General features: G+C 70.4%; 23 protein-coding genes. 15 read left to right on the top strand and 8 right to left on the bottom strand.

Annotation, left to right across the window (positions count from 1 at the left end):
* Positions 1-43: 43 nt before the first annotated feature.
* Positions 44-994: a mechanosensitive ion channel family protein gene (locus ACWED2_RS06920; protein ID WP_449689584.1), complete on the bottom strand. Its 951-nt coding sequence runs from the start codon at positions 992-994 to the stop codon at positions 44-46.
* Positions 995-1,388: 394 nt separating this feature from the next.
* On the opposite strand from ACWED2_RS06920, the gene ACWED2_RS06915 reads away from it, so the two are divergent.
* Positions 1,389-1,886, top strand: a complete 498-nt coding sequence (locus ACWED2_RS06915) for an HNH endonuclease (RefSeq protein ID WP_449689493.1) — start codon at positions 1,389-1,391, stop codon at positions 1,884-1,886.
* Positions 1,887-2,039: 153 nt separating this feature from the next.
* Here the strand turns inward: ACWED2_RS06915 and ACWED2_RS06910 are convergent, their stop codons facing one another.
* A complete protein-coding gene (locus ACWED2_RS06910; RefSeq protein ID WP_449689492.1) occupies positions 2,040-2,411 on the bottom strand; it encodes a hypothetical protein in 372 nt (123 codons plus the stop codon).
* 278 nt (positions 2,412-2,689) lie between these two features.
* Here ACWED2_RS06910 and ctaJ point away from each other — a divergent pair, with 278 nt between their 5' ends.
* Positions 2,690-2,944, top strand: coding sequence for an aa3-type cytochrome oxidase subunit CtaJ (gene ctaJ, locus ACWED2_RS06905; protein WP_043777461.1), 255 nt, complete (start codon positions 2,690-2,692; stop codon positions 2,942-2,944).
* Positions 2,931-3,419 (top strand): DUF5130 family protein, encoded by a 489-nt coding sequence (locus tag ACWED2_RS06900; RefSeq protein ID WP_449689491.1) that lies wholly within the window; start codon positions 2,931-2,933, stop codon positions 3,417-3,419. The genes ctaJ and ACWED2_RS06900 overlap by 14 nt, the downstream gene beginning before the upstream one ends.
* A gap of 50 nt (positions 3,420-3,469) precedes the next feature.
* Here ACWED2_RS06900 and ACWED2_RS06895 read toward each other — a convergent pair whose 3' ends face one another.
* Both ACWED2_RS06895 and pepN read right to left on the bottom strand, forming a co-directional pair.
* Complete coding sequence (locus ACWED2_RS06895) at positions 3,470-3,838, bottom strand: VOC family protein (RefSeq protein WP_449689490.1); 369 nt, start codon at positions 3,836-3,838, stop codon at positions 3,470-3,472.
* Positions 3,839-4,337: 499 nt separating this feature from the next.
* Positions 4,338-6,905 carry an aminopeptidase N gene (gene pepN / locus ACWED2_RS06890; protein ID WP_449689583.1) on the bottom strand — a complete coding sequence of 856 codons (2,568 nt, stop codon included), beginning with the start codon at positions 6,903-6,905 and terminating at the stop codon, positions 4,338-4,340.
* Between the two features lie 155 nt (positions 6,906-7,060).
* Here pepN and ACWED2_RS06885 point away from each other — a divergent pair, with 155 nt between their 5' ends.
* Positions 7,061-7,681 carry a mycothiol-dependent nitroreductase Rv2466c family protein gene (locus tag ACWED2_RS06885; protein WP_449689489.1) on the top strand — a complete coding sequence of 207 codons (621 nt, stop codon included), beginning with the start codon at positions 7,061-7,063 and terminating at the stop codon, positions 7,679-7,681.
* Between the two features lie 51 nt (positions 7,682-7,732).
* On the opposite strand, the gene ACWED2_RS06880 is transcribed toward ACWED2_RS06885, so the two are convergent.
* Both ACWED2_RS06880 and ACWED2_RS06875 read right to left on the bottom strand, forming a co-directional pair.
* The gene (locus ACWED2_RS06880) at positions 7,733-8,542 is read right to left on the bottom strand and encodes an MBL fold metallo-hydrolase (RefSeq protein ID WP_449689488.1); all 810 of its coding nucleotides are present in this window, start codon (positions 8,540-8,542) and stop codon (positions 7,733-7,735) included.
* Complete coding sequence (locus tag ACWED2_RS06875; protein WP_449689487.1) at positions 8,539-9,261, bottom strand: 2-phosphosulfolactate phosphatase; 723 nt, start codon at positions 9,259-9,261, stop codon at positions 8,539-8,541. Before ACWED2_RS06875 ends, ACWED2_RS06880 begins: the two co-directional genes overlap by 4 nt.
* A gap of 45 nt (positions 9,262-9,306) precedes the next feature.
* Between ACWED2_RS06875 and ACWED2_RS06870 the strand changes: the two genes are divergently transcribed.
* Together ACWED2_RS06870 and ACWED2_RS06865 are read left to right on the top strand one after the other, a co-directional pair.
* Positions 9,307-9,780: a ribose-5-phosphate isomerase gene (locus ACWED2_RS06870; RefSeq protein WP_449689486.1), complete on the top strand. Its 474-nt coding sequence runs from the start codon at positions 9,307-9,309 to the stop codon at positions 9,778-9,780.
* Positions 9,780-10,589, top strand: a complete 810-nt coding sequence (locus ACWED2_RS06865) for an Fpg/Nei family DNA glycosylase (RefSeq protein WP_449689485.1) — start codon at positions 9,780-9,782, stop codon at positions 10,587-10,589. The genes ACWED2_RS06870 and ACWED2_RS06865 overlap by 1 nt, the downstream gene beginning before the upstream one ends.
* Before the next feature lie 45 nt (positions 10,590-10,634).
* Here the strand turns inward: ACWED2_RS06865 and ACWED2_RS06860 are convergent, their stop codons facing one another.
* The gene (locus ACWED2_RS06860) at positions 10,635-11,450 is read right to left on the bottom strand and encodes a hypothetical protein (RefSeq protein ID WP_449689484.1); all 816 of its coding nucleotides are present in this window, start codon (positions 11,448-11,450) and stop codon (positions 10,635-10,637) included.
* Positions 11,451-11,595: 145 nt separating this feature from the next.
* On the opposite strand from ACWED2_RS06860, the gene ACWED2_RS06855 reads away from it, so the two are divergent.
* From ACWED2_RS06855 to ACWED2_RS06845, 3 genes are all read left to right on the top strand, one after another.
* Positions 11,596-12,471, top strand: a complete 876-nt coding sequence (locus ACWED2_RS06855; protein WP_449689483.1) for a TIGR03619 family F420-dependent LLM class oxidoreductase — start codon at positions 11,596-11,598, stop codon at positions 12,469-12,471.
* A 5-nt stretch (positions 12,472-12,476) separates the two neighbouring features.
* Positions 12,477-12,923 carry a nuclear transport factor 2 family protein gene (locus ACWED2_RS06850; protein WP_449689482.1) on the top strand — a complete coding sequence of 149 codons (447 nt, stop codon included), beginning with the start codon at positions 12,477-12,479 and terminating at the stop codon, positions 12,921-12,923.
* A gap of 119 nt (positions 12,924-13,042) precedes the next feature.
* Positions 13,043-14,614 carry a carbohydrate-binding protein gene (locus ACWED2_RS06845; protein ID WP_449689481.1) on the top strand — a complete coding sequence of 524 codons (1,572 nt, stop codon included), beginning with the start codon at positions 13,043-13,045 and terminating at the stop codon, positions 14,612-14,614.
* Here the strand turns inward: ACWED2_RS06845 and ACWED2_RS06840 are convergent.
* On the bottom strand, positions 14,593-14,967 hold the full coding sequence (locus tag ACWED2_RS06840) for a winged helix-turn-helix transcriptional regulator (RefSeq protein WP_449689480.1): 375 nt from the start codon (positions 14,965-14,967) through the stop codon (positions 14,593-14,595). The genes ACWED2_RS06845 and ACWED2_RS06840 overlap by 22 nt on opposite strands.
* 67 nt (positions 14,968-15,034) lie before the next feature.
* On the opposite strand from ACWED2_RS06840, the gene ACWED2_RS06835 reads away from it, so the two are divergent.
* From ACWED2_RS06835 to ACWED2_RS06810, 6 genes are all read left to right on the top strand, one after another.
* Positions 15,035-15,829 (top strand): NAD(P)H-binding protein, encoded by a 795-nt coding sequence (locus ACWED2_RS06835; RefSeq protein ID WP_449689479.1) that lies wholly within the window; start codon positions 15,035-15,037, stop codon positions 15,827-15,829.
* Positions 15,826-16,050, top strand: coding sequence for an alpha/beta fold hydrolase (locus tag ACWED2_RS06830; RefSeq protein WP_449689478.1), 225 nt, complete (start codon positions 15,826-15,828; stop codon positions 16,048-16,050). The genes ACWED2_RS06835 and ACWED2_RS06830 overlap by 4 nt, the downstream gene beginning before the upstream one ends.
* A gap of 5 nt (positions 16,051-16,055) precedes the next feature.
* Positions 16,056-16,625: an alpha/beta fold hydrolase gene (locus tag ACWED2_RS06825; RefSeq protein ID WP_449689477.1), complete on the top strand. Its 570-nt coding sequence runs from the start codon at positions 16,056-16,058 to the stop codon at positions 16,623-16,625.
* A gap of 376 nt (positions 16,626-17,001) precedes the next feature.
* On the top strand, positions 17,002-17,319 hold the full coding sequence (locus tag ACWED2_RS06820) for a hypothetical protein (RefSeq protein WP_449689476.1): 318 nt from the start codon (positions 17,002-17,004) through the stop codon (positions 17,317-17,319).
* A complete protein-coding gene (locus tag ACWED2_RS06815) occupies positions 17,319-19,013 on the top strand; it encodes an alpha/beta hydrolase (RefSeq protein ID WP_449689475.1) in 1,695 nt (564 codons plus the stop codon). Before ACWED2_RS06820 ends, ACWED2_RS06815 begins: the two co-directional genes overlap by 1 nt.
* 14 nt (positions 19,014-19,027) lie before the next feature.
* Positions 19,028-19,618 (top strand): LppA family lipoprotein, encoded by a 591-nt coding sequence (locus ACWED2_RS06810; RefSeq protein WP_449689474.1) that lies wholly within the window; start codon positions 19,028-19,030, stop codon positions 19,616-19,618.
* Positions 19,619-19,773 lie beyond the last annotated feature (155 nt).

Here is a 19,773-nt window from a genome sequence, read left to right as displayed (position 1 = left end):
TCAGTACCGGTGGTCGCGAACCCGCTCCCCAGCGTAGTGGCGCCTACTTCTCGACGACCGGAGCCGCGGCCGGGAACAGCCGGCCGAGCGGCGGGTCGAAGCCGGCCTCCTCCAGTGCGGCCAGCAGCTGGGCGCGCAACGCCCGCTGCACCGCCCACTGCTTGCCCGGCCGCACCTTCACGGTCAGGCGCAGGGAGAGGCCCTCCGGTGTGACGGTTTCCACACCCAGCATCTCCGGCGGCTCGAGGACGTTGTCCTTCAGCGCGTCGCCTTCGGTGGCCGCCAGCGCCGCGTCCGCGAGCACCGTCGTCGCGCGCTCGACGTCGGCGGTGTAGCCGAGGGGGACGTCGACGACCGCCACCGCGAAGCCCTGGCTCGAGTTGCCGACGCGCAGGACCTCGCCGTTGCGGACGTACCAGACCGTGCCCTTGACGTCACGAAGCGTCGTGATCCGCAAGCCCACGGACTCGACCGTGCCGGACGCCTCGCCGACGTCCACGACGTCGCCGACGCCGTACTGGTCCTCGACCATCATGAAGATCCCGGACAGGAAGTCCTTGACCAGGTTCTGCGCGCCGAACCCGATCGCGACGCCGATGATGCCCGCCGACGCGATGATCGGGCCGAGGTTGATGCCGAGTTCGCCCAGCACGAGGATGAACGCCAGGCCGTAGATCAGGAACGTCGACATCGACTTCAGCACCGAGCCGATGGTCTTCGCGCGCTGGCGGCGCCGTTCGATGACGGCGGAACCCAGCACCTCCGGCGCGCGCTCGCGCAGCGGACGCAGCAGCGACGGGAGCTTGCCGCCCGTCTTCGGCAGCGTGGTGACGCGGTTGATCAGCCGTCTCACCAGCATCCGGACCAGGAACGCGATCACGACGATCAGCAGGATCTTGATCGGCTTGGTGATCAGCCAGTTCGCCGAGCCCGCCAGCCACTCGTTCTTCGTGACCTCGAACACCGTGGCGCAGAACGTGCTCGCGTCTTTGATGCACGGTGTGTCGGCGGAGGGGAGCAGGGGGAACACGGGGGTTCGTTCATCCTTCCGATCGGGTCGGCCGTCCCAACGGCAAGTGGATGTTGGGTCGCGCGGATGTGACACGTCTTGTAACACACGTGCGCTGGGGGCCTGTTCTGTGGTCGACTATGCCTACGCCCCTGGAGGTGGTCGAGTGCCAGACCGACAACCCAGCCCCCGCGGCGTCTCCGGCCAAGCCACGGCCGACGAGGCGCCAGAGGTGGTTCTGCGTGCCTATCCGGGGGGTTCCGCATCCGGCGGAACCGTCCCGGCCGGGCCGGGGACCCGCCCAGGGGGAGTGACCCGCCCGCCCGGACAGCGTAGTAGAGGCCGGGATCCGGCCGCCCCGGCCTGGGGCCGGCGCCGGGTGCTCCTGCTCAACGCCACCTTCGAGCCGCTCACGGCGTTGCCGCTGCGGCGCGCCGTGGTGCTCGTGATGTGCGGCAAGGCCGAAGTGGTCCACGGTGACCCCGGCGGGGTCGAGCTGCATTCGGCGAAGGTTTCCTTGCCGGTGCCCTCGGTGATCCGCCTCAGCACGTACGTGCGCGTACCGTATCGCGCTCAGGTGCCGCTGACCCGCGCGGGGCTCATGCACCGCGACCGGTACCGCTGCGCCTACTGCGGTGGGCGGGCCGAGACGATCGACCACGTCATCCCGCGCAGCCGGGGCGGCCCCCACAGCTGGACCAACTGCGTCGCCTGCTGCGCCAAGTGCAACCACCGCAAGGCGGACCGGCTGCTCTCGGAGATCGGCTGGCGGCTGCGGGTCGTCCCGCGGGCCCCGCACGGCCCGCACTGGCGGCTGCTCGCGCACTCCAAGGAGGCCGACCCGCTCTGGCGGCCGTATCTCGGCTCCGCCGCTTGATCCGCTGACGACCCGGGTGGCGGAGCCTGGGGGTTGCTGTTTCCGGGGGACGGCCCCCGGACAAGCCGGCGCCCCGGCTGCCTTGCGGCGGCCGGGGCGAGCCGGGTGCTTGCGCGATGCGCTCAGGTAGCGCGTGCGTCCCTGGAGTACGGGTCAGGCAGCGAGCGTGTAGTCGCTCTGGCAGGTGACGCGGGTGCCCATGGTGACGCGCGTGCCACGCGTGACCCGGGTGCCTCGCGTGACGCGGGTGCCGCAGGTGACTCGCGTGCCGGCCGTCACACGCGTGCCCATCGTGACGCGCGTGCCACGCGTGACGCGGGTCCCGCGGGTGACTCGCGTGCCCGCCGTCACCCGGGTGCCCATGGTGACGCGCGTTCCCGCCGTCACCCGTGTACCGCGAGTGACACGTGTACCCCGGGTAACCCTTGTGCCCGCCGTCACACGCGTTCCGGGCACGAATTCGATGTCGCTCAGTGACGAGGTGGTCTCGGTGATCGCCTGTGCGGGCGTCTGGACGCTGTTCATGGCAAGGCCTCCTGGGACCGGTGCGTTACCTGCTGGGGCTGGGGAGCGGGGCGCAAGGCCCGTACAGGTGAAAAAGCTACGAGGATTTCAAGGCCCCGACAAGACGACAGCGGCGGGTGCGGCCGCCTGTACGTTGAGTTGCAACCTTTCGGCCCGACGGTCTTCGCCCCAACGTTCCAGTGGCCGCGAGCCAAGCGGCGGACGGCAGTCGGCTTACGACGAACGGTCGAGTGCGCCGCGCGCGGTGGCTGCCGAGGTCATCCGATACGCTCACCGCCGTGAACGTTGTCGAGACGATCGTGGTCTTCGCCGTGATCCCGCTGGCCATCTACGGCCTCGCCGGGCTGCTGACGCTCCGGCGCAGGTCCGGCGGTGCCCCGCGGCACCGGTCCGGCCAGGCCTGGGAGTACCCGGCCATGTGGTGGAGCGCCAACCCCGAGGGGGCGGGCACCGGCCACCGGCACGCCGGCACCGAGAACAGCGCGCCCGAGGGCGCCCCGACCGCGGCGGGAGGCGCTCGTGGCAACTGGTGAGCTGACGAAGCGCGTCGACGAGTCCGAGCTGGGCTACGGCGAGGCCCTGATGGCCACCGGACGGGTGTCCGCGGCCAAGATGTACGAGCCGGAGGCGCCGTCCGGACCGTTCAACACGCGCCAGCTGGCCCGCCTCGACGAGGCGCTGACGTTCGCTTCGCGGGAGACTGGCTTGGACTTCAGCCTGTACCTCGGCGAGCTGGGCTCGGACAGCCGCGCGGCGGCGGAGAAGCTGCACGCGACGACGGCGGACCCGGCGAACTCGGTGCTGATCGCGGTCTCGCCGGGCGAGCGCCTGATCGAGATCGTCACGGGCAAGACGGCCCACCTGCGCCTCCCGGACCGCGGCGCCAAGCTGGCGGTGGCGAGCATGGTGGCCTCGTTCAAGGAGGGCGACCTGGTGCGGGGGCTGGTCAACGGGCTGGTGAACGCGCTGCGGATGCTGTCGGACCAGGCTGGTCCGGCGCCTCGCTGATCTCGGCAGGAGAAGAGCCCCGCACCACGAGGTGCGGGGCTCTTTCGCGTTCAGCGAGGGCTGTGATCGGCGAACTCGACGGTGAACCCGTCCGGGTCCCGCAGCTGTAGCTGCCGCTCGAACCCGCGGTCGCGCGGCGGGCCGGACACCGGGATCCCGCGCGCGACGAACTCCGCGTAGAGCTCGTCGACGTCGTCGGCGAGCAGTTCGACCTGGACGAAGGTGCGCAGCCGCCGCACCCGCGCGTCTTCAGTGGCGACGACCGCGCCCAGCTCCAGCAACCCGAGGGTGCCGGTACCGAGCCGCAGCAGGGCGAACCGGTCCGTGCGGACCTCGATCGTGAAGCCGAGTGAGAGGTAGAAGGGGACCGAGCGGTCGAGGCTGGTGACCGGCAGGCTCAGTCCGGCGAAGGTGATCATGGCGCTCCTCGGTGAGTGCGCCATGGACGACAGCCGGGCGGGCGTTCCGACGCTGCACCCGCGTGGGGCCAGGGTAGCGAACTGCGGGGGTGGGGTTTCCCTGCCGGGTTTGTTCCCCTCCCGGCCCGAACGCCGGATTGTTCAGCGGCCGCCAGGCCGTGTCAAGGCGGGAAAGCGTGCCTTGACACGGCCTGGCGGCCGCTGAGGCGGCTGCGTATCGGGTCGGCAGGGGGGTGTGGCCGGGGGACGGGCTGCGCCCGGGTGGCAGAGCCGGGATGGGCTGAGCCGGGCTGGGCTGAGCCGGGGCGGGCCGTGCCGGGAGGGGCTGAGCCGGGAGGGGCAGAGCCAGGAGGGGCTGAGCCGGGAGGCTGTGCCCGGATGGGTTGAGTCGGGAGGGGCTGAGCCGGGATGGCAGAGCCGGGAGAGCTGAGCCGGGCTGGGCTGAGCCGGGACGGCAGAGCCCAGGGCGGGCCGCGCCGGAGCACGGCCCGCCCGGAAATCAGGCCTGCGCGTCGAAGTCCCGCGCCGCCAGGGCGCGGACGATTCCCGCTCGTCCCTCCGAAACCAGCCGGCGCAGGGCGTGCGGGTGGTCGCCCTTCAACCACTCGTCCGATGCCGTCACCGTCTCCGCCGCCACCGCCCACGACGGGTACAGCCCGATGGCGATCGGCTGGGCTCGCTCGCTGGAGCGCCGCTGCCACACCTCGTCGATCACCTCGAAATAGCGTGCCACGTACGAGCCCAGCAGGGCCTTCTGGCCCGGGTGCGAGAAGCCCGAGATCAACGAGTCGCTGACCGCGTTGGGCAGCTCGTCGTCGTACACCGCTCGCTGCCACGCGTCCGCCTTGGCCTCCGCCGTCGGGCGCAGCGCGCGGGCGCGCTCGGCCTGGCGGCGGCCCGTCGCCGTGTTGTCGCGAGCCAGCTCCGCGTCGATCTCCTCCGCTCCCGCCTTGCCGTGGGCCACCAGCGCGTGCAGCAGGCGCCAGCGCAGGTCCGTGTCCACCGTCAGCCCCGGGAGCGGCGCCGACCCGTCCAGCCAGCCGGCCAGCACCGGCAACGTGGCGGCGTCGAGCACCGATCCGGCCAGCGAGTTCACGAACGCCAGCTGGTGGTCCGAACCCGGCTCGGCGCCGCGGACCAGCTCCAGGAGCCGTGCGGTGAAGGCCGGCCAGCCCGTCGCCGCCGCCCACTCCTGCTCCGCGTACGAGTTCAGCGCCGTCTGGGCCTGCAGCAGGAGCCGCTGGACCACGCCGACCTCGGTCTCCGTGTGGATTCCGCGCTGCACCAGCGTGACGAAGTCGCGTGCCTTCAGCTCGGCTTCGCGGGTCATCTCCCACGCGGCCGACCAGCAGAGCGTGCGCGGCAGCGGCTCGGTGATGTCGGCGACGCGGTCGATCAGCGTGGTCAGCGACGCCGGGTCGAGGCGCATCGTGCAGTAGGTCAGGTCGTCGTCGTTGACCAGCACGAGCTTGCCCGCGGGCAGGCCGACCAGGTCCGGCACCTCGGTGCGCTCGCCGTCGACGTCCAGCTCGACGCGCTGGGTCCGGACGATCTTCCCGGACGCGTCCTCGTCGTAGACGCCGACCGCGACGCGGTGCGTGCGCAGCTCACCGGCGCCCGGCTTCGCGCCCGACTGCACGACGGCGAACGACGTGAACGTCCCGTCCGCGCCGATCTCGTAGCGCGGGCTCAGCGAGTTCAGCCCGGTGGTCTCCAGCCACTGCGCGCTCCACCACGACAGGTCGCGGCCGGACGCCTCCTCGAGCGCGCCCAGCAGGTCGGCCAGCGTCGCGTTGCCCCAGGCGTGCTTGCCGAAGTACACCTTCAGGCCTTCGAGGAAGTGCTCGAGCCCGACGTAGGCGACGAGCTGCTTGAGCACGCTCGCGCCCTTGGCGTAGGTGATGCCGTCGAAGTTGACCTCGACCGCGTGCAGGTCGACGATGTCGGCCGCGATCGGGTGCGTCGAGGGCAGCTGGTCCTGCCGGTAGGCCCACGACTTCTCGATGTTCGCGAAGCTGGTCCACGCGTTCTTGTACTCGGTCGCCTCGGCCTGGGCCAGCACGCTCGCGAAGGTCGCGAACGACTCGTTCAGCCACAGGTCGTCCCACCAGCGCATGGTCACCAGGTCGCCGAACCACATGTGCGCCATCTCGTGCAGCAGCGTCTCGGCGCGCCGCTCGTAGGCGTAGCGGGTGACGCGGCTGCGGAAGACGTAGTCCTCCAGGAACGTCACCGCGCCGGCGTTCTCCATCGCGCCCGCGTTGAACTCCGGCACGAACAGCTGGTCGTACTTGGAGAACGGGTAGGGCGTGCCGAACTTCTCGTGGTAGAAGCCGAAGCCCTGCTTGGTCTCGGTGAACAGCCGGTCGGCGTCCATGTGCTCGGCCAGCGACGCGCGGCAGTAGATGCCGAGCGGGATGGTCTTGTGGTCGTCGGTGTACTCGTCGTGCCATTCGGCGTACGGGCCGGCGACCAGCGCCACGAGGTAGGTCGAGATCCGCTCGGACTCCTTGAACACCGTGCGGACCGCGCCTTCCGGCGTCTCCTCGGTGGTCGCCACGATGGCGTTGGAGACGACCTTCCAGTCCTTCGGCGCGATCACCGTCAGCCGGTAGACCGACTTCAGGTCGGGCTGGTCGAAGCAGGCGAACATGCGCTTGGCGTCGGCCGTCTCGAACTGCGTGTACAGGTAGACGCCGTCGTCGACCGGGTCGACGAACCGGTGCAGGCCTTCGCCGCTGTTCATGTACCGGCAGTCGGCGGTGACCGTGAGCTCGTTGGACTCGGCCAGCCCGGCCAGCGCGATGCCCTTGTCCTCGACATACGCGCTGACGTCGACGTCCGCGCCGTTCAGGGTGGCCGAGTGCACGCGGTCGGCGATGATGTCGACCCACGTCGATTCGCCGGCCCGGGCGCTGGAGAACCGGACGGTCGTCGTCGACGCGAAGGTCTTCTCCCCGGGTCCGCCGTGGCCGTCGGTCAGATCGAGCTCGATGTCGTAACCGGTGACTTCGAGCAGATCCGCGCGCAGCTTGGCTTGGTCGCGGGTCAGGTTGGGGGCGGGCACAGGCACCTCTGGTCGTTGGTATCGGTTTTCAACTCCCCGCATCCAATCATGGGGACGGGGTGGCGGGCGATAAGGGAACAACCCCGCGTTTCCCGGTGTTGGCCTCCTCGTGTGGGGGTGTGCCCCATCCCGAGACGTGACACAGGAGTGCCCCGATGACCGCTGCCGAGCAGCCCACGAAGGTCGACTTCTACTTCGACCCGATCTGCCCGTTCGCGTGGATCACCTCGCGCTGGATCCTGGAGGTGGAGAAGCACCGCAACCTCGACCTGCGCTTCCGGATCATGAGCCTGTCGGTGCTCAACGAGGGCCGGGACGAGCTGCCCGAGCAGTACAAGGAACTGCTGGCCAAGGGCTGGGGCCCGGTGCGCGTGGCCGTGGCGCTGTCGCAGCTCAAGGGCGAGGAGATGCTGCGCGAGTACTACACCGAGTTCGGCACCCGCTACCACAACCAGGGTGTCAAGGACTACGACACGGTCATCAAGGAGGCGCTGGCGGCGATCGGCGCCCCGGCCGAGCTGGCCGAGGCCGCGCACTCGACCGAGTACGACGAGGCGCTGAAGAAGAGCCACCACGAGGGCATGGACCCGGTCGGCCAGGACGTCGGCACCCCGACGATCCACATCGACGGCGTGGCGTTCTTCGGCCCGGTCCTGAGCTCCATCCCGCGCGGCGAAGACGCGCTGAAGGTGTTCGACGGCGCGGTGGCCCTCGCGAGCTACCCGGACTTCTTCGAGCTCAAGCGCACCCGGACGGGCGAACTCAACTTCGACTAGGGGGTCGCGAGAAGGGGGCGGTGGCGCAGAGGGCCACCGCCCCCTTCGTCGTCACGGGGTCGCGAGAGCGGCCAGGGTGACGTCGCTGGGGTAGCGGGACGCCGCCACGGCGGCCACCTCGGTCGTCTCGCCGCGGCCGACGCCCGCCTTCAGCGTGATCAGCTCGTGCAGGCCGTCGCGGTGGTAGCGGACGAACTCCGCGTCGACCGGGTCGCCGTGCCCGGGGACGACCACGCGGGGCGCCAGCGCGAGGATCGCGTCGAACGCCGCCGGCCAGGCGGTCAGGTCGGTTTCGTCGCTGAACGAGAACTCGCTGAAGCCCGCTTCGGCGTGCTCGACCACGTCCCCGCCGAAGACGACCGCCGCGTCCGGGACGTGCACCACGACGTCGTGGTCGGTGTGGGCGCGGCCGGGGTGCAGCAGGACCGCCGTCCGGCCCCCGAGGTCGAGCTCGACCCGGTCGGTGAAGGTGTGGTCCGGGCCCGTGATGGTCGTGCGGGCGATCGCGTCGGCGATCTCCGGTTTGCCCTCCTTGCGGTAGTGGGCCACCCAGGTGGCGCGGCGGGCCTCGGGATCCGCGGCGATCTCGGCCGCGCAGCGCTCGTGCGCCCAGACCTCGCAGGGCAGGAACGCCTCGGTGCCCCAGGCGTGGTCGAAGTGCGCGTGCGTGTACACCACCACCCACGGCAGCGGCGTCCGCTCCCGGATCGCCGCGGCGAGCTCGGCGCCCTGCTCGAGGTCGCCGCGCGTGTCGACGACCAGGCAGCGCTCGGTGCCCACGACCAGCCCGACGGTCAGGTCCAGCTCCTCGTAACGGCGGGCGTGGACGCCGTCGGCGACGTCGATCCAGCGGCCGGTCATGCCAGTACTCCTTCGATCAGGACGGGAGCGGTTCCGCTCACGTCGCGTTGGGTGGCCAGTGCGACGTCGCCGCCGTGGCCGGATTCGCTCAGCTCGCGCCCCGACACGCAGGTCGCCACCGCGGCGACGTCGACGGACCGCGCGGCGAGCGCCGCTTCGGCGGACAGGGACAGCCCGAGGCCGGCCAGCGCGGCGGCGATCGCCCCGGCGCCCACCTGGTCCTCGACGCACGGCCGCAGCGGCCCTAATGTTTCGCCGGCGCCGAAAATGTTCACCTCCCAGCGTTCCCCCGCCGCGATCAGCCCGATCGGGCCGCCCAGCGAAGTGGCCTTCGCGGCCACGGCGGAGGCGTTGCGCAGGCAGCCCACGAGCACGCGTGCGCCGGTCGCCGCGGCGGCGTCACACAGCGTGGCGCCGTTGGGCGAGGGGAGCGCGAGCAGGGTCCCCGGGGGGATTTCCGTCACAGAAGACGGCCGCAGCGTGAAGCCGCCCTCGCCCGCGATGACGGCCCCGGCCGCCCGCGCCTGGGCGATACCGCGCTCGTCGCGCCACCGGACCGGCAGCACGCGGCCGCCGCGGCCGACCACCAGATCCGTGGTGGTGCTGAAGGAAAGCACGTCGACGACCACCAGGACCGCGCATTCGCGGCCCAGGGCCGCCACCCCTTCGGCGCCCCAGTCGAGCCGCACGTCGCTGCCGGTCTGCTCCCAGATGCCCACCCCCGGAGCATGCCCGAAACCGGCCGTGGTGGCAGACTCCTGACCGTGCGTGTCTATTTGGGATCCGACCATGCCGGTTTCGAGCTGAAGAACCACCTGGTGGCTCACCTGGAGAAGCAGGGCCACGAGGTGACCGACATCGGTCCGCACGTCTACGACGCGGAAGACGACTACCCGGCCTTCTGCGTCGAGACGGCGCTGCGCGTGGTCGCCGACGAGGGCAGCCGCGGCATCGTGGTCGGCGGCTCGGGCAACGGCGAGCAGATCGCCGCCAACAAGGTCCCCGGCGCCCGCGCCGGCCTGGCCTGGAGCGTCGAGACCGCGAAGCTGTGCCGGGAGCACAACCACGCCCAGCTGATCGGCGTCGGCGCCCGGATGCACACCGCCGAGGAGGCCGTCGAGATCGTCGAGGCGTTCCTGGCGACCGAGGTCTCACCGGAGGAGCGGCACGCGCGGCGCGTCCGGCAGCTGATCGACTACGAGCGCACCGGGACCCCGCCGGCGTTGCCGGAGGCCTGATGCCCGAGGGGCACACGCTCCACCGGCTCGCGCGGCTGCACAAGCGCCGGTACGCCGGTGCGCCGGTCGAGGTGAGCAGCCCGCAGGGCCGGTTCGCCGCCGAAGCGTCCCGTTTGGACGGTCAGGTGTTCGCCGGCGCCGAGGCGTACGGCAAGCACCTCTTCCACGACTACGGCCCGCACGGGATCGTGCACATCCACCTCGGGCTCTACGGCACCTTCGGCGAATCCCCGCTGCCCGCGCCCGAGCCGGTCGGTCAGGTCCGGCTGCGGCTGGCCGGCCGGACACATTGGACGGACCTGCGCGGGCCCACCCGGTGCGAGCTGCTGGACCCGGCCCAGGCCGACGCGATCAAGGCCCGGCTCGGCCCCGACCCGCTGCGCCGCGACGCGAAACCCGAGCAGGCCTGGGCGCGCATCTCGCGGTCCAAGACGTCGATCGCGGCGCTGCTGATGGACCAGGCGGTGCTGGCCGGTGTCGGGAACGTCTACCGCGCCGAGGTGCTGTTCCGCCACGGCGTCGCGCCGCTGACCCCGGGCCGCGCGCTGGACCGCGCGCTCTGGGACGACATGTGGGCCGACCTGGTGACCCTGATGCGCGACGGCGTCCGCGTCGGCCGCATCGACACCGTCCGCCCGGAGCACCTGCCGGAGGCGATGGGCCGCGCGGCCCGGGTGGACCGCCACGGCGGCGAGGTCTACGTCTACCGCCGCGCCGGCGAACCCTGCCTGGTGTGCGGGACGCCGGTGGCGAACTCGGAGCTGGTGGGCCGCAACCTCTACTGGTGCCCCACCTGCCAACCCGCCTGACCCCGAGCGCCCCAAGGCGGCCTTGGGGCGCTTGAAGCCGGGGCGTCAGAAGTCGAAGCCGCCGCCGTCGAACCCGCCTCCATCGAAGCCGCCGCCGTCGAAACCGCCGCCGCCCCAGTCGCCGCCGCCGTCTCCGCCCCAGTCGCCTCCGCCGTCACCACCGAAGTCGCCGCCGTCGCCGCCCGCGTCGCCGGACTCGAGGGCGTCCTGCTGGCCCGCGTCGTAGCCGGACTCCCAGGCCGAGGCGCTCGCGATGCCGCTCATGCCGGAGAACATCGCGCTGAACAGGAACATCGAACCCAGCCCCCAGGCGCCGGCGACGAGCGCGGGCTTCCACCACGGCTCGCTGTACCAGCCCTGCGGCACCGGACGGCCCGCGACGCGGCCGCCGGGGTAGTAGTACGGCGTGTCCTGGCCGGCCTCCGGCGAAGCGGCGTAGTGCTGGCCCTCGACGTCGACCTCGCGGCGCTCGGTGACCTTGCCGGCGCGCTCGCGCTCGGCCTCTTCCGGCAGCTGCGGGCCGGGGTCCATGCCCATCGCGGTGCGCGCGGCGCGGACGTAGTAGAGGCCCTCGATGGCGGTCTCCTTGACCAGCCGGGCCTGCTCGATGGTGCGGGCCTGCTCCAGCTGCGAACCGGCCGCGTTGTAGCGCTCGCTCGCGTCGGCCATCGCCTGCTGCGACGCGGTGTCCGTGCCGTTCAGGTTCAGGACCTGGCCGCCGAGCCGCTCGACGAGGCGCCGGGCGTCGGCCTTGGCGTCGTCCAGCTCCCGCTGCCGGGCCGCGGCGCGCTGCCGCGAGAAATAGAGGCCGCCACCGACGATCACGACGACGAGCACGATCAGGAAGATCGCGGTGCCCATGGACCACTCCCAGAAGTTCGGGGCTCGGTGACCGGTGGTCACCTCTGATTCGGACAACGCGGACGCTACGCGGTGGGTTCCCGGCGCGTGACCGGGCCCACCGCGGGACCTGGCCGAAGAAACTAGAACACGTTATAGTTCGGCCATGAAGTTCACCCTGTCGATCGCGATGAACCCCCTCGATCAGCTGGGCGAGCTCGCCCGGGCCGCCGAAGAGGCCGGCTTCGCCTCCATTGCCCTGCCCGACTCGCTCTTCTACGCCGAAACGGTGGACACGGACTACCCGTACACCCCCGACGGCAGCCGGTTCTGGACCGGGGAGACCCCGTGGGTGGACCCGCTCGTCGCCACCGCCTCGATGGGGGCGGTCACCAGCCGGATCCACTTCTACACGTCGGTGCTCAAGCTCGGCTCGCGCAACCCGGTGCTGCTGGCCCGCCAGGTCGGCTCGGCCGCCGTGCTCACCGGCGGCCGGTTCGGCCTGGGGCTCGGCGTCGGCTGGCTGCCCCAGGAGTTCGAGTACTGCGGCGTGCCGTTCGAGCGGCGCGGCAAGCGCGTCGACGAAGCCATCGACGTGCTGCGGCTCATCCTCGACGGCGGCATGGTCGAGTACCACGGCGAGTTCTACGACTTCGACAAGATCCAGATGAGCCCGGCACCGCCGAGCCGGGTGCCCTTCTACATCGGCGGCCACACCGAAGTCGCGCTGAAGCGCGCCGCGCGGGTCGCCGACGGCTGGTCGTCGGCGATGATGAAGCTCGAGGACCTGCGCTCCACCATCGCCCGGCTCAAGGAGCTGCTGGCCGAGCAGGGCCGCGCCGATGTCCCCTTCGAGTACCAGGCGGTCTGCATCGACGCCTTCGGCCTGGACGGCTACCGCGCGCAGGCCGAAGCCGGCGTCACCGACGTCATCACCATGCCGTGGGTGTTCGACGGCGTCGGGTTCGACGCGCCGGTCGGGCCCAAGCTCGAGGCGATCCGCAAGTTCGGGACCGAGATCATCGCGAAGTTCGAGGAGTGATCCCCATGGGCGTGCAGGTCAGCTGGGACACCGGTAAGGAGCAGCCGCCGGCGCGGCGCGCGGCGTTCGCGTCGATGACGGCGGTGACGGCGGGCGACAAGGAGGGCTGGCTGGCCCTGTTCGCCCCGGACGCGGTGGTCGAGGACCCGGTCGGCCCGTCGTTCTTCGACGAGGCGGGCAAGGGCCACCACGGCCGTGAGGGCATCAGCGCGTTCTGGGACAAGACGATCGCCAACGTGGAGCGCTTCGAGTTCACCATCCGCGACTCCCACGCGGGTGGCGACGAGGTGGCGAACGTCGGCACGATCACGACGTTCCTCGCGGGCGGCTACCGCGTCGACACCGACGGGGTGTTCGTCTACCGCGTGGGCGACGACGGCCTGATCCGGTCGGTGCGGGCGTTCTGGGAGACCGAGCGCGCGATGGCGACGGCTCGCAAGGCGACCGAATAGTGTCCCGGCCAGCGGAAACCTGATTCTCGTATCTGATACATGATCTCTTGACTCCCGGTTAGGCAGGACTCTTTACTAACTGGTGCAGACCTCTGATGTCTCCACCACCGGGAGTACGCATGTCCTCATTCCGACGCGTCGCGATCGCGGTCTCCGCGTTCGCGATCGCGGCAAGCGGTCTCGTCGTGAGCCCGCCCGAAGCGCTCGCCCTCGAAAACGGGTTGCTGCGCACGCCACCGATGGGCTTCAACAACTGGAATTCGACGCAGTGCCGCGCCGAGTTCAACGAGACGATGATCAAGGGCATCGCGGACATCTTCGTCAGCAAGGGCTTGAAGGACGCCGGTTACACCTACGTCAACATCGACGACTGCTGGGCGCTGCCGTCCCGCAACTCGGCGGGCAACCTCGTCCCCGATCCGGCGCGGTTTCCCAGCGGTATCAAGGCGCTCGCCGACTACGTGCACGCGAAGGGCCTGAAGTTCGGCATCTACACCAGTGCCGGCACGAAGACCTGCAACACCGCCGGCTTTCCCGGCGCGCTGAACCACGAGCAGCAGGACGCGAACATGTTCGCCTCCTGGGGCGTGGACTACCTGAAGTACGACAACTGCAACAACCAGGGCGTCGACGCGCAGCAGCGGTACAAGGCGATGCGGGACGCCCTCGCGAAGTCCGGCCGCCCCATCGCGTATTCGATCTGCGAGTGGGGGCAGAACAAGCCGTGGACCTGGGCCGAGCCGGTCGGGAACCTCTGGCGCACCACCGGCGACATCTCCGACAAGTGGTCGAGCATGATCGGCAAGGCGCAGACCAACCGCGGCCTCGCCCAGTACGCCGGCCCCGGCCACTGGAACGACCCGGACATGCTGGAGGTCGGCAACGGCGGGATGACCGCGGCCGAATACCGCACCCACTTCAGCCTGTGGGCGATGATGGCGGCGCCGCTGCTGATCGGCAGTGACCTGCGCAAGGTGTCCGACGACAACTTCTCGATCCTCAAGAACACCGACGTCATCGCGCTCGACCAGGACCCGCTGGGCAAGCAGGCGACGGTGCTGAGCGCGAGTGGCGGCCTGGTCGTCTACAGCAAGGTGCTGGCGAACGGCGACCGCGCGGTGGCGCTGTCCAACGAGACGTCGGCGACGGCGACGATCAGCACGACCGCGTCCGCGACGGGGATCGGCAGCGCGTCCTCGTACACGCTGAAGGACCTGTGGAGCAAGGCCACCCGGACGACCACCGGCACGATCAGTGCGTCGGTGCCCTCGCACGCGACGGTGCTCTACCGCGTGTCGAAGGCTTCCGGTGGCTCGACCCGCTACGAAGCCGAGTCGGCCACGGTTTCGGCGGGCGGCACGATCGACTCGAACCACGCGGGCTTCTCCGGCACCGGCTTCGCGAACGGCGCCAACGCCGTCGGCAGCTACGTCGAATGGCAGGTCACGGGCCCGGCGTCGACGCTGACGTTCGGCTACGCGAACGGCACGACGGCGGCGCGTCCGGTGGACATCGCGGTGGACGGCACGGTGGTGGCCGCGGGAGTGTCGTTCCCGCCGACCGGCGCCTGGACGACGTGGAGCACGGTGGCCAGGTCGCTGTCGCTGCCGGCGGGCTCGCACACGGTCCGCGTGACGGCGACGACCGCCGACGGCCCGGCGAACCTCGACTACCTGGACGTTTCGCCGTAGGTGCGTTCGTCGTAGGCCCGCCGGGCCGCTTCGACCTCGCCGAGGTGGCCCGACCACGCGGAGAGCGACGCGAACAGCGGGCCGAGGCTGCGGCCGAGTTCGCTGATCTCGTACTCGACGCGCGGCGGCACCTCGGCGTGGTAGGTCCTGGTGATCAGGCCGTCGCGTTCCAGCTGCCGCAGCCGCTGGGTGAGCACCTTCGGGGTGATCGTGGTGATCCGGCGCTGCAGTTCGACGAACCGCTGCCGGCCGTATTCGTGCAGGGCCCACAGGATCGGCGTGGTCCACCGGCTGAACACGATGTCGACCACCGGGGCGATCGGGCAGGCGAGCTCGGGAGTGGTCTCGGTCACTTTTCGGGCCTCCTGCCAATACTTTCCTCTAGGTACCTACTATACCGCGGAAGGTAGCGTCGCTCCCATGATCATGGTTGTGGGAGCGACGGGAAACGTCGGAGCACCGCTGGTGCGGATGTTGGCCGAGGCGGGCGAAGAGGTGACGGCGGTGTCCCGCCGGATCACTTCGGCGCCCCCGGGAGTGGTTGTGCGGCAAGGAGATCTGGCGACACTGTCCTTTTCCGGGGTGTCGGCGGTGTTCCTGATGGTGTCGGGCGCGTTCGTCCCCTTGGACGACGTCCTCGGCCGCGCGGAGGAGGCGGGCGTCCGCCGGGTGGTGGCTTTGTCGTCCCAAGGGGTGGCGACCGGCCGCCACCCGGCGGTGCTCGAGGATTCGGTGCGCCGCTCGGGTCTGGAATGGACCTTGCTCCAGCCGGGCGCGTTCGCGTCGAACGCGTTGCAGTGGGCGGAAAGCGTGCGTTCGACGCGCTCGGTCGTCGCCCCGTTCGCCGACGTGGCCCTGCCGGTGGTGGACCCCTCGGACATCGCCGCGATGGCGGCGGCGGCACTGCGCGAAGACGGTCACGCGGGCAAGTCGTACGTGCTGACGGGCCCGGCCCCGATCACCCCGCGCGAACAGGCGGCGGCCATCGGCGAGGCGGTGGGCGAGCCGGTGCGGTTCGTGCCGCAGAGCCGCGAGGAGGCTCGTGCGGCCATGCTGGGCTTCATGCCGCCGGAGGTGGTGGAGGTGACCCTCGGCGTGCTGGGCGCGCCGATGCCGGCGGAGCAGGAGGTGAGCCCGGACGTCTCGCGCGTGCTGGGCCGTCAACCGCGCTCGTTCGCGGAGTGGGCGTCCCGTTTCGCGGGGGCGTTCAAGTGACGACGCTGGTCCACCGTTCGTCGGGCACCGGTTCGCCGGTGGTGCTCCTGCACGGCAATCCGGCGTCGTCCCACCTGTGGCGCAACGTGATGCCGTCCCTGCCGGGCCGCCTGTTGGCCCCGGACCTGATCGGCATGGGCGATTCACCCCGGCCGGACATCGCGTACACCTTCGAAGACCACGCACGTACCTGGACGAGTGGTTCGACGAGCTGTCCCTGACCGACGTGGTCCTGATCGGCCACGACTGGGGTGGGGCGTTGGCGGCGGACTGGGCGTCCCGGCACCCGTCGCGCGTCCGGGGCCTGGCCTTCACCGAGGCGGTGGTGAAGCCGATGACCTGGGAGGAGTTCCCGCCGGCGGGGGCGGAGCTGTTCCGCGCGCTCAAGACACCTGGGGTGGGCGAGTCCCTGGTGGGGAAGTTCCTGCCGCCGGAGTACGCGTTCCAGGACCACCGCCCGGTGCTGCAGTGGGCCCGCTCGCTGCCGCTGGGCGGCGAACCGGTGTCGGTGGTCGCGCGGATCGAGGCGTTCGGCCGATGGCTGGCGTCTTCGCCTTCGGTGCCCAAGCTCCTGGTGACGTTCGAGCCGGCCTTCGACACGATGCTGACGCCATCGATGGTCGAGTGGTGCGCGGCGAACTTCGCGTCGCTGGAGGTGGTGAGCCGCCCGGAGAAGGCGGGGCACCACACACCGGAGGACCAGCCGGAGGCACTGGCGGAGACGCTGGCGCAGTGGTTGGCGACCAAGGTCGCGGACGGTGCCCGCGGCCGCGAACTCGAGCCGGGCACCGAATAGCAGCACCGACTCTCCCCGCGAGGTTTCCGCGGTTCAGTCAGGGGTTTCGGCGATCAGATCCGGCCGCAGGCCACGTACGGCCTGGGCTGCGGCAGAGCGCCCACCTCGTGTCGAAGGCACCGTGAGGGTCCGGAGGCTCGGCCATCCCGGGGAAGGCAACATCCCGGCTCCTGTTCGCGCATTCCGCGAACAGGAGCCCCCCGGAGTCGGGGTGTTTGAGGCCTTTTCAAGTCGTCTACCGCTACAACCGGCGGGCTGGCGTCTGCGTAGCTCCGCGCGACTTACGTTTCGCCTGGTCACGTCAGCCTTCGCACGGTTGTTCCCGCCTGACGTCATGCCTTGGAGTGACAGAGCTGCTACGTACCGGGGAGGGCATGTGAGCGCGGGTTACCAGGTGGTGATCGCAAAGATCCGCCACACCGGCGAAGCCGCCGGACGGGTAGCCGATGGACTGCGCGGCGCAGGGTGCACGGCTGCCATACCCAGTGGTGACCTGGGGATGCCGGGATCGCGGGCAGCGCTGAAGATGGCCGAGGTCAAGCACGCCTTGGTGTACCGGCAGCAGGGATTCGAATCCCGCCTGGACACGCACGCGGGCAACATGGCGAAGGCGGCCGACCACTATGCAGCGCAAGAGTCGGCAGCCGCCGCAGATCTGTCCACGCGGACCGTGGGGCCGGTGAAGGCGAGCTGATGGTCGGCTGGTCAGAGGTGACGCGGTGGAACCCCGCCGTCCTGCAGAATGCGGTCGGCGACATCAACGCCGCCTACACCAAGCTGGTGGCGTGTTCGGACGACCTGCGAGACATCAACACGCCCGAGGGCTGGCACGGTGAGGCGGCCTCCGCCGCTGCCGCCGAGGTCAATGGGATCATCGACGGCCTCGAGGAGTACGCGGCTGATCTCGCGGCCCTGCGCCGCAGGGCGGCCGACGTCGGTGACGCCATCACGGGCTTGCAGAACGGCGTCAAGGAAGCCGAGGCGATCGCAGCACACCACCACTTCGCCATCGCCGGTGACGGTGCGATCGTGGACAACGGCGCGCCCGAAGTGCCTGGAGAACAGCGGGAAGTCGTCGCCGCAGAACGCAACCGGATCGCTGAAGAGCTGAAGGACCGAGTCGAGGAAGTCCTGCGGCAGGCAATGAATGTCGACGAAGACCTGTGCGCAGTGCTCGACCTGATCCAGGCCGGCCAGGTCATCGACGCCGCAGCCAACGACAACGAGCACACCAGCCTGGCCGCGGCCGGCAACTCCGGCGAGGCGATCGCGATCTCCTCGATCATGCCTCCACCGGCGGTCGACGCGGACCCGGCAATGAACGCAGCCTGGTGGGCGGCACTGTCGGACAAGGAGCGGCAGCAGCTGATCGCCCGACATCCCGACTGGGTCGGCAACCGGGACGGCATCAAGGCCGCCGACCGCAGCAAAGCCAATCTGGCCCTCGTCGAGCAGGAGAAGCGCAGCTTCGCCGCCGAACTCGACCAGCTGCGACGCGACGGGGGCGATGCCGACGAGATCGCCCGCGTCGAAGAACGACTCAAAGCGCTTGACGCGATCTCCGGCATGATGCACAACCCGGACGGCAGCTTGAACTCCAACCGCCGGCTGATGTCCGTGGACATGACCGGCGACCACCCCAAGGCCGCCATCGCGAACGGTGATGTCGATACTGCGCAGCACGTCGCCGTCTTCACCCCCGGCATGAACAGCACCGTGGACGGCAACATGCACGGCTACGTCGACGACATGGACGGCGTCCAACGCAGCGCGGAGCGGATGCTTGCCACCCAAGGCGGCGGTAGCGTCGCCACCGTGACGTGGATCGGCTACGAGCCATCATCATTCGACGACAAGGGCTCGCTGACGGGGCTCATCACCGGCGAGAACGCCGACATCGGCGGTGCCAAGCTGGCGCAGTTCGACCAGGGTATCAACGCGTCCCGGCCGACCGACCCGCACTTCACCGCCCTCGGCCATTCCCAGGGCTCCATCGTGACCGGCATGAGCCTGACCCACGGCGGCACGGGCGTGGACGATGCGGTGGTGTTCGGCTCTCCGGGGGTGGCGGATCACTTCGGCATCGACAACACCGCCCACGACCTGAAGGTGCCCACCGGGCACACGTACAACATCACGGCAGCCGGCGACCCCGTCGCGCAATGGGTGCCTGAAACCTGGCGCTATGGCACGGCCCCCTACGCCATGGACGGCATGACTCAACTGTCAGCCGGCGCCGCCACCGGCTCGGACGGCAGCCCTCTGGCCGCGTCATACGGACATAGCGAGTACACCCGCACGCTGCCGGACGGCACCGACACCACCAGCAAGCACAACATCGCGGCCATCGTGGCAGGCATGCCACAGCTTGCCGTACCCGCACGGTAGGAAAGATGGCCTCCATGCTGACCAAAACCCTGTCGGCCGCCGCGATGCTGGCGGGCACGCTGTTGCTCGCGGCCTGCGATGGCGGCGGTCAATACCTCGGAACGCCGTCATCGGAGACAACAGTGCCCAGCCAACAGCAGTATGCCGAACTCCTGCGGCGGCCGACGATCGACGAGGCTGTCAGTCGCTACGAAGAAGCCCGCAAGACACTGCAGACGAAGTTGACCGACGACCTCGGCATCGCCGGCTGGGTCGACAAGCATGACGGCCGCCAGTCAGGCTGCACCAATGAATTCCCAGGCGTCGACAGCCGCGACGCCGTGCGCACGTTCCTCAGCTTCATCACCGCACCCAAGGGTGTCTCCAGCGAGCAATGGGGCGAGGCGAAGCGCATTGCAACGGAAGTGGGCGCGGGCCACGGGTTCACCAAGCCAGGGGTACAGACGAACAACCCGCCCACGTTCGAGTTCGAGCTGAGGGACCAGTACGGAGCTACGCTGACACTGTCGTCGGGCACGACGACGGTCATCTCGATTGAAACGGGCTGCCATCTGACCACTGAGGCGAAGGGGCGGATCGGCGCGAACGGGACCACGCACCGGTAGCCGACAGGCGCGATCCGCACCGGGCCCCGGTCGGTCGCCGAAGACGGCAGCGCCGAGCGAGTCGACTTCACTCAGCCCTTCACGGTGCTGCTCGAGGCCGGACTGCGGCGTACGCGGGGGGCCGGGGCTACGACGGAAGCCGCGGCAGAGCAGGG

The organism is Amycolatopsis sp. NPDC005003 (assembly GCF_053600695.1).
Note: the sequence above shows the minus strand (reverse complement) of the source record. Positions and strands in the feature narration are given on the sequence as shown.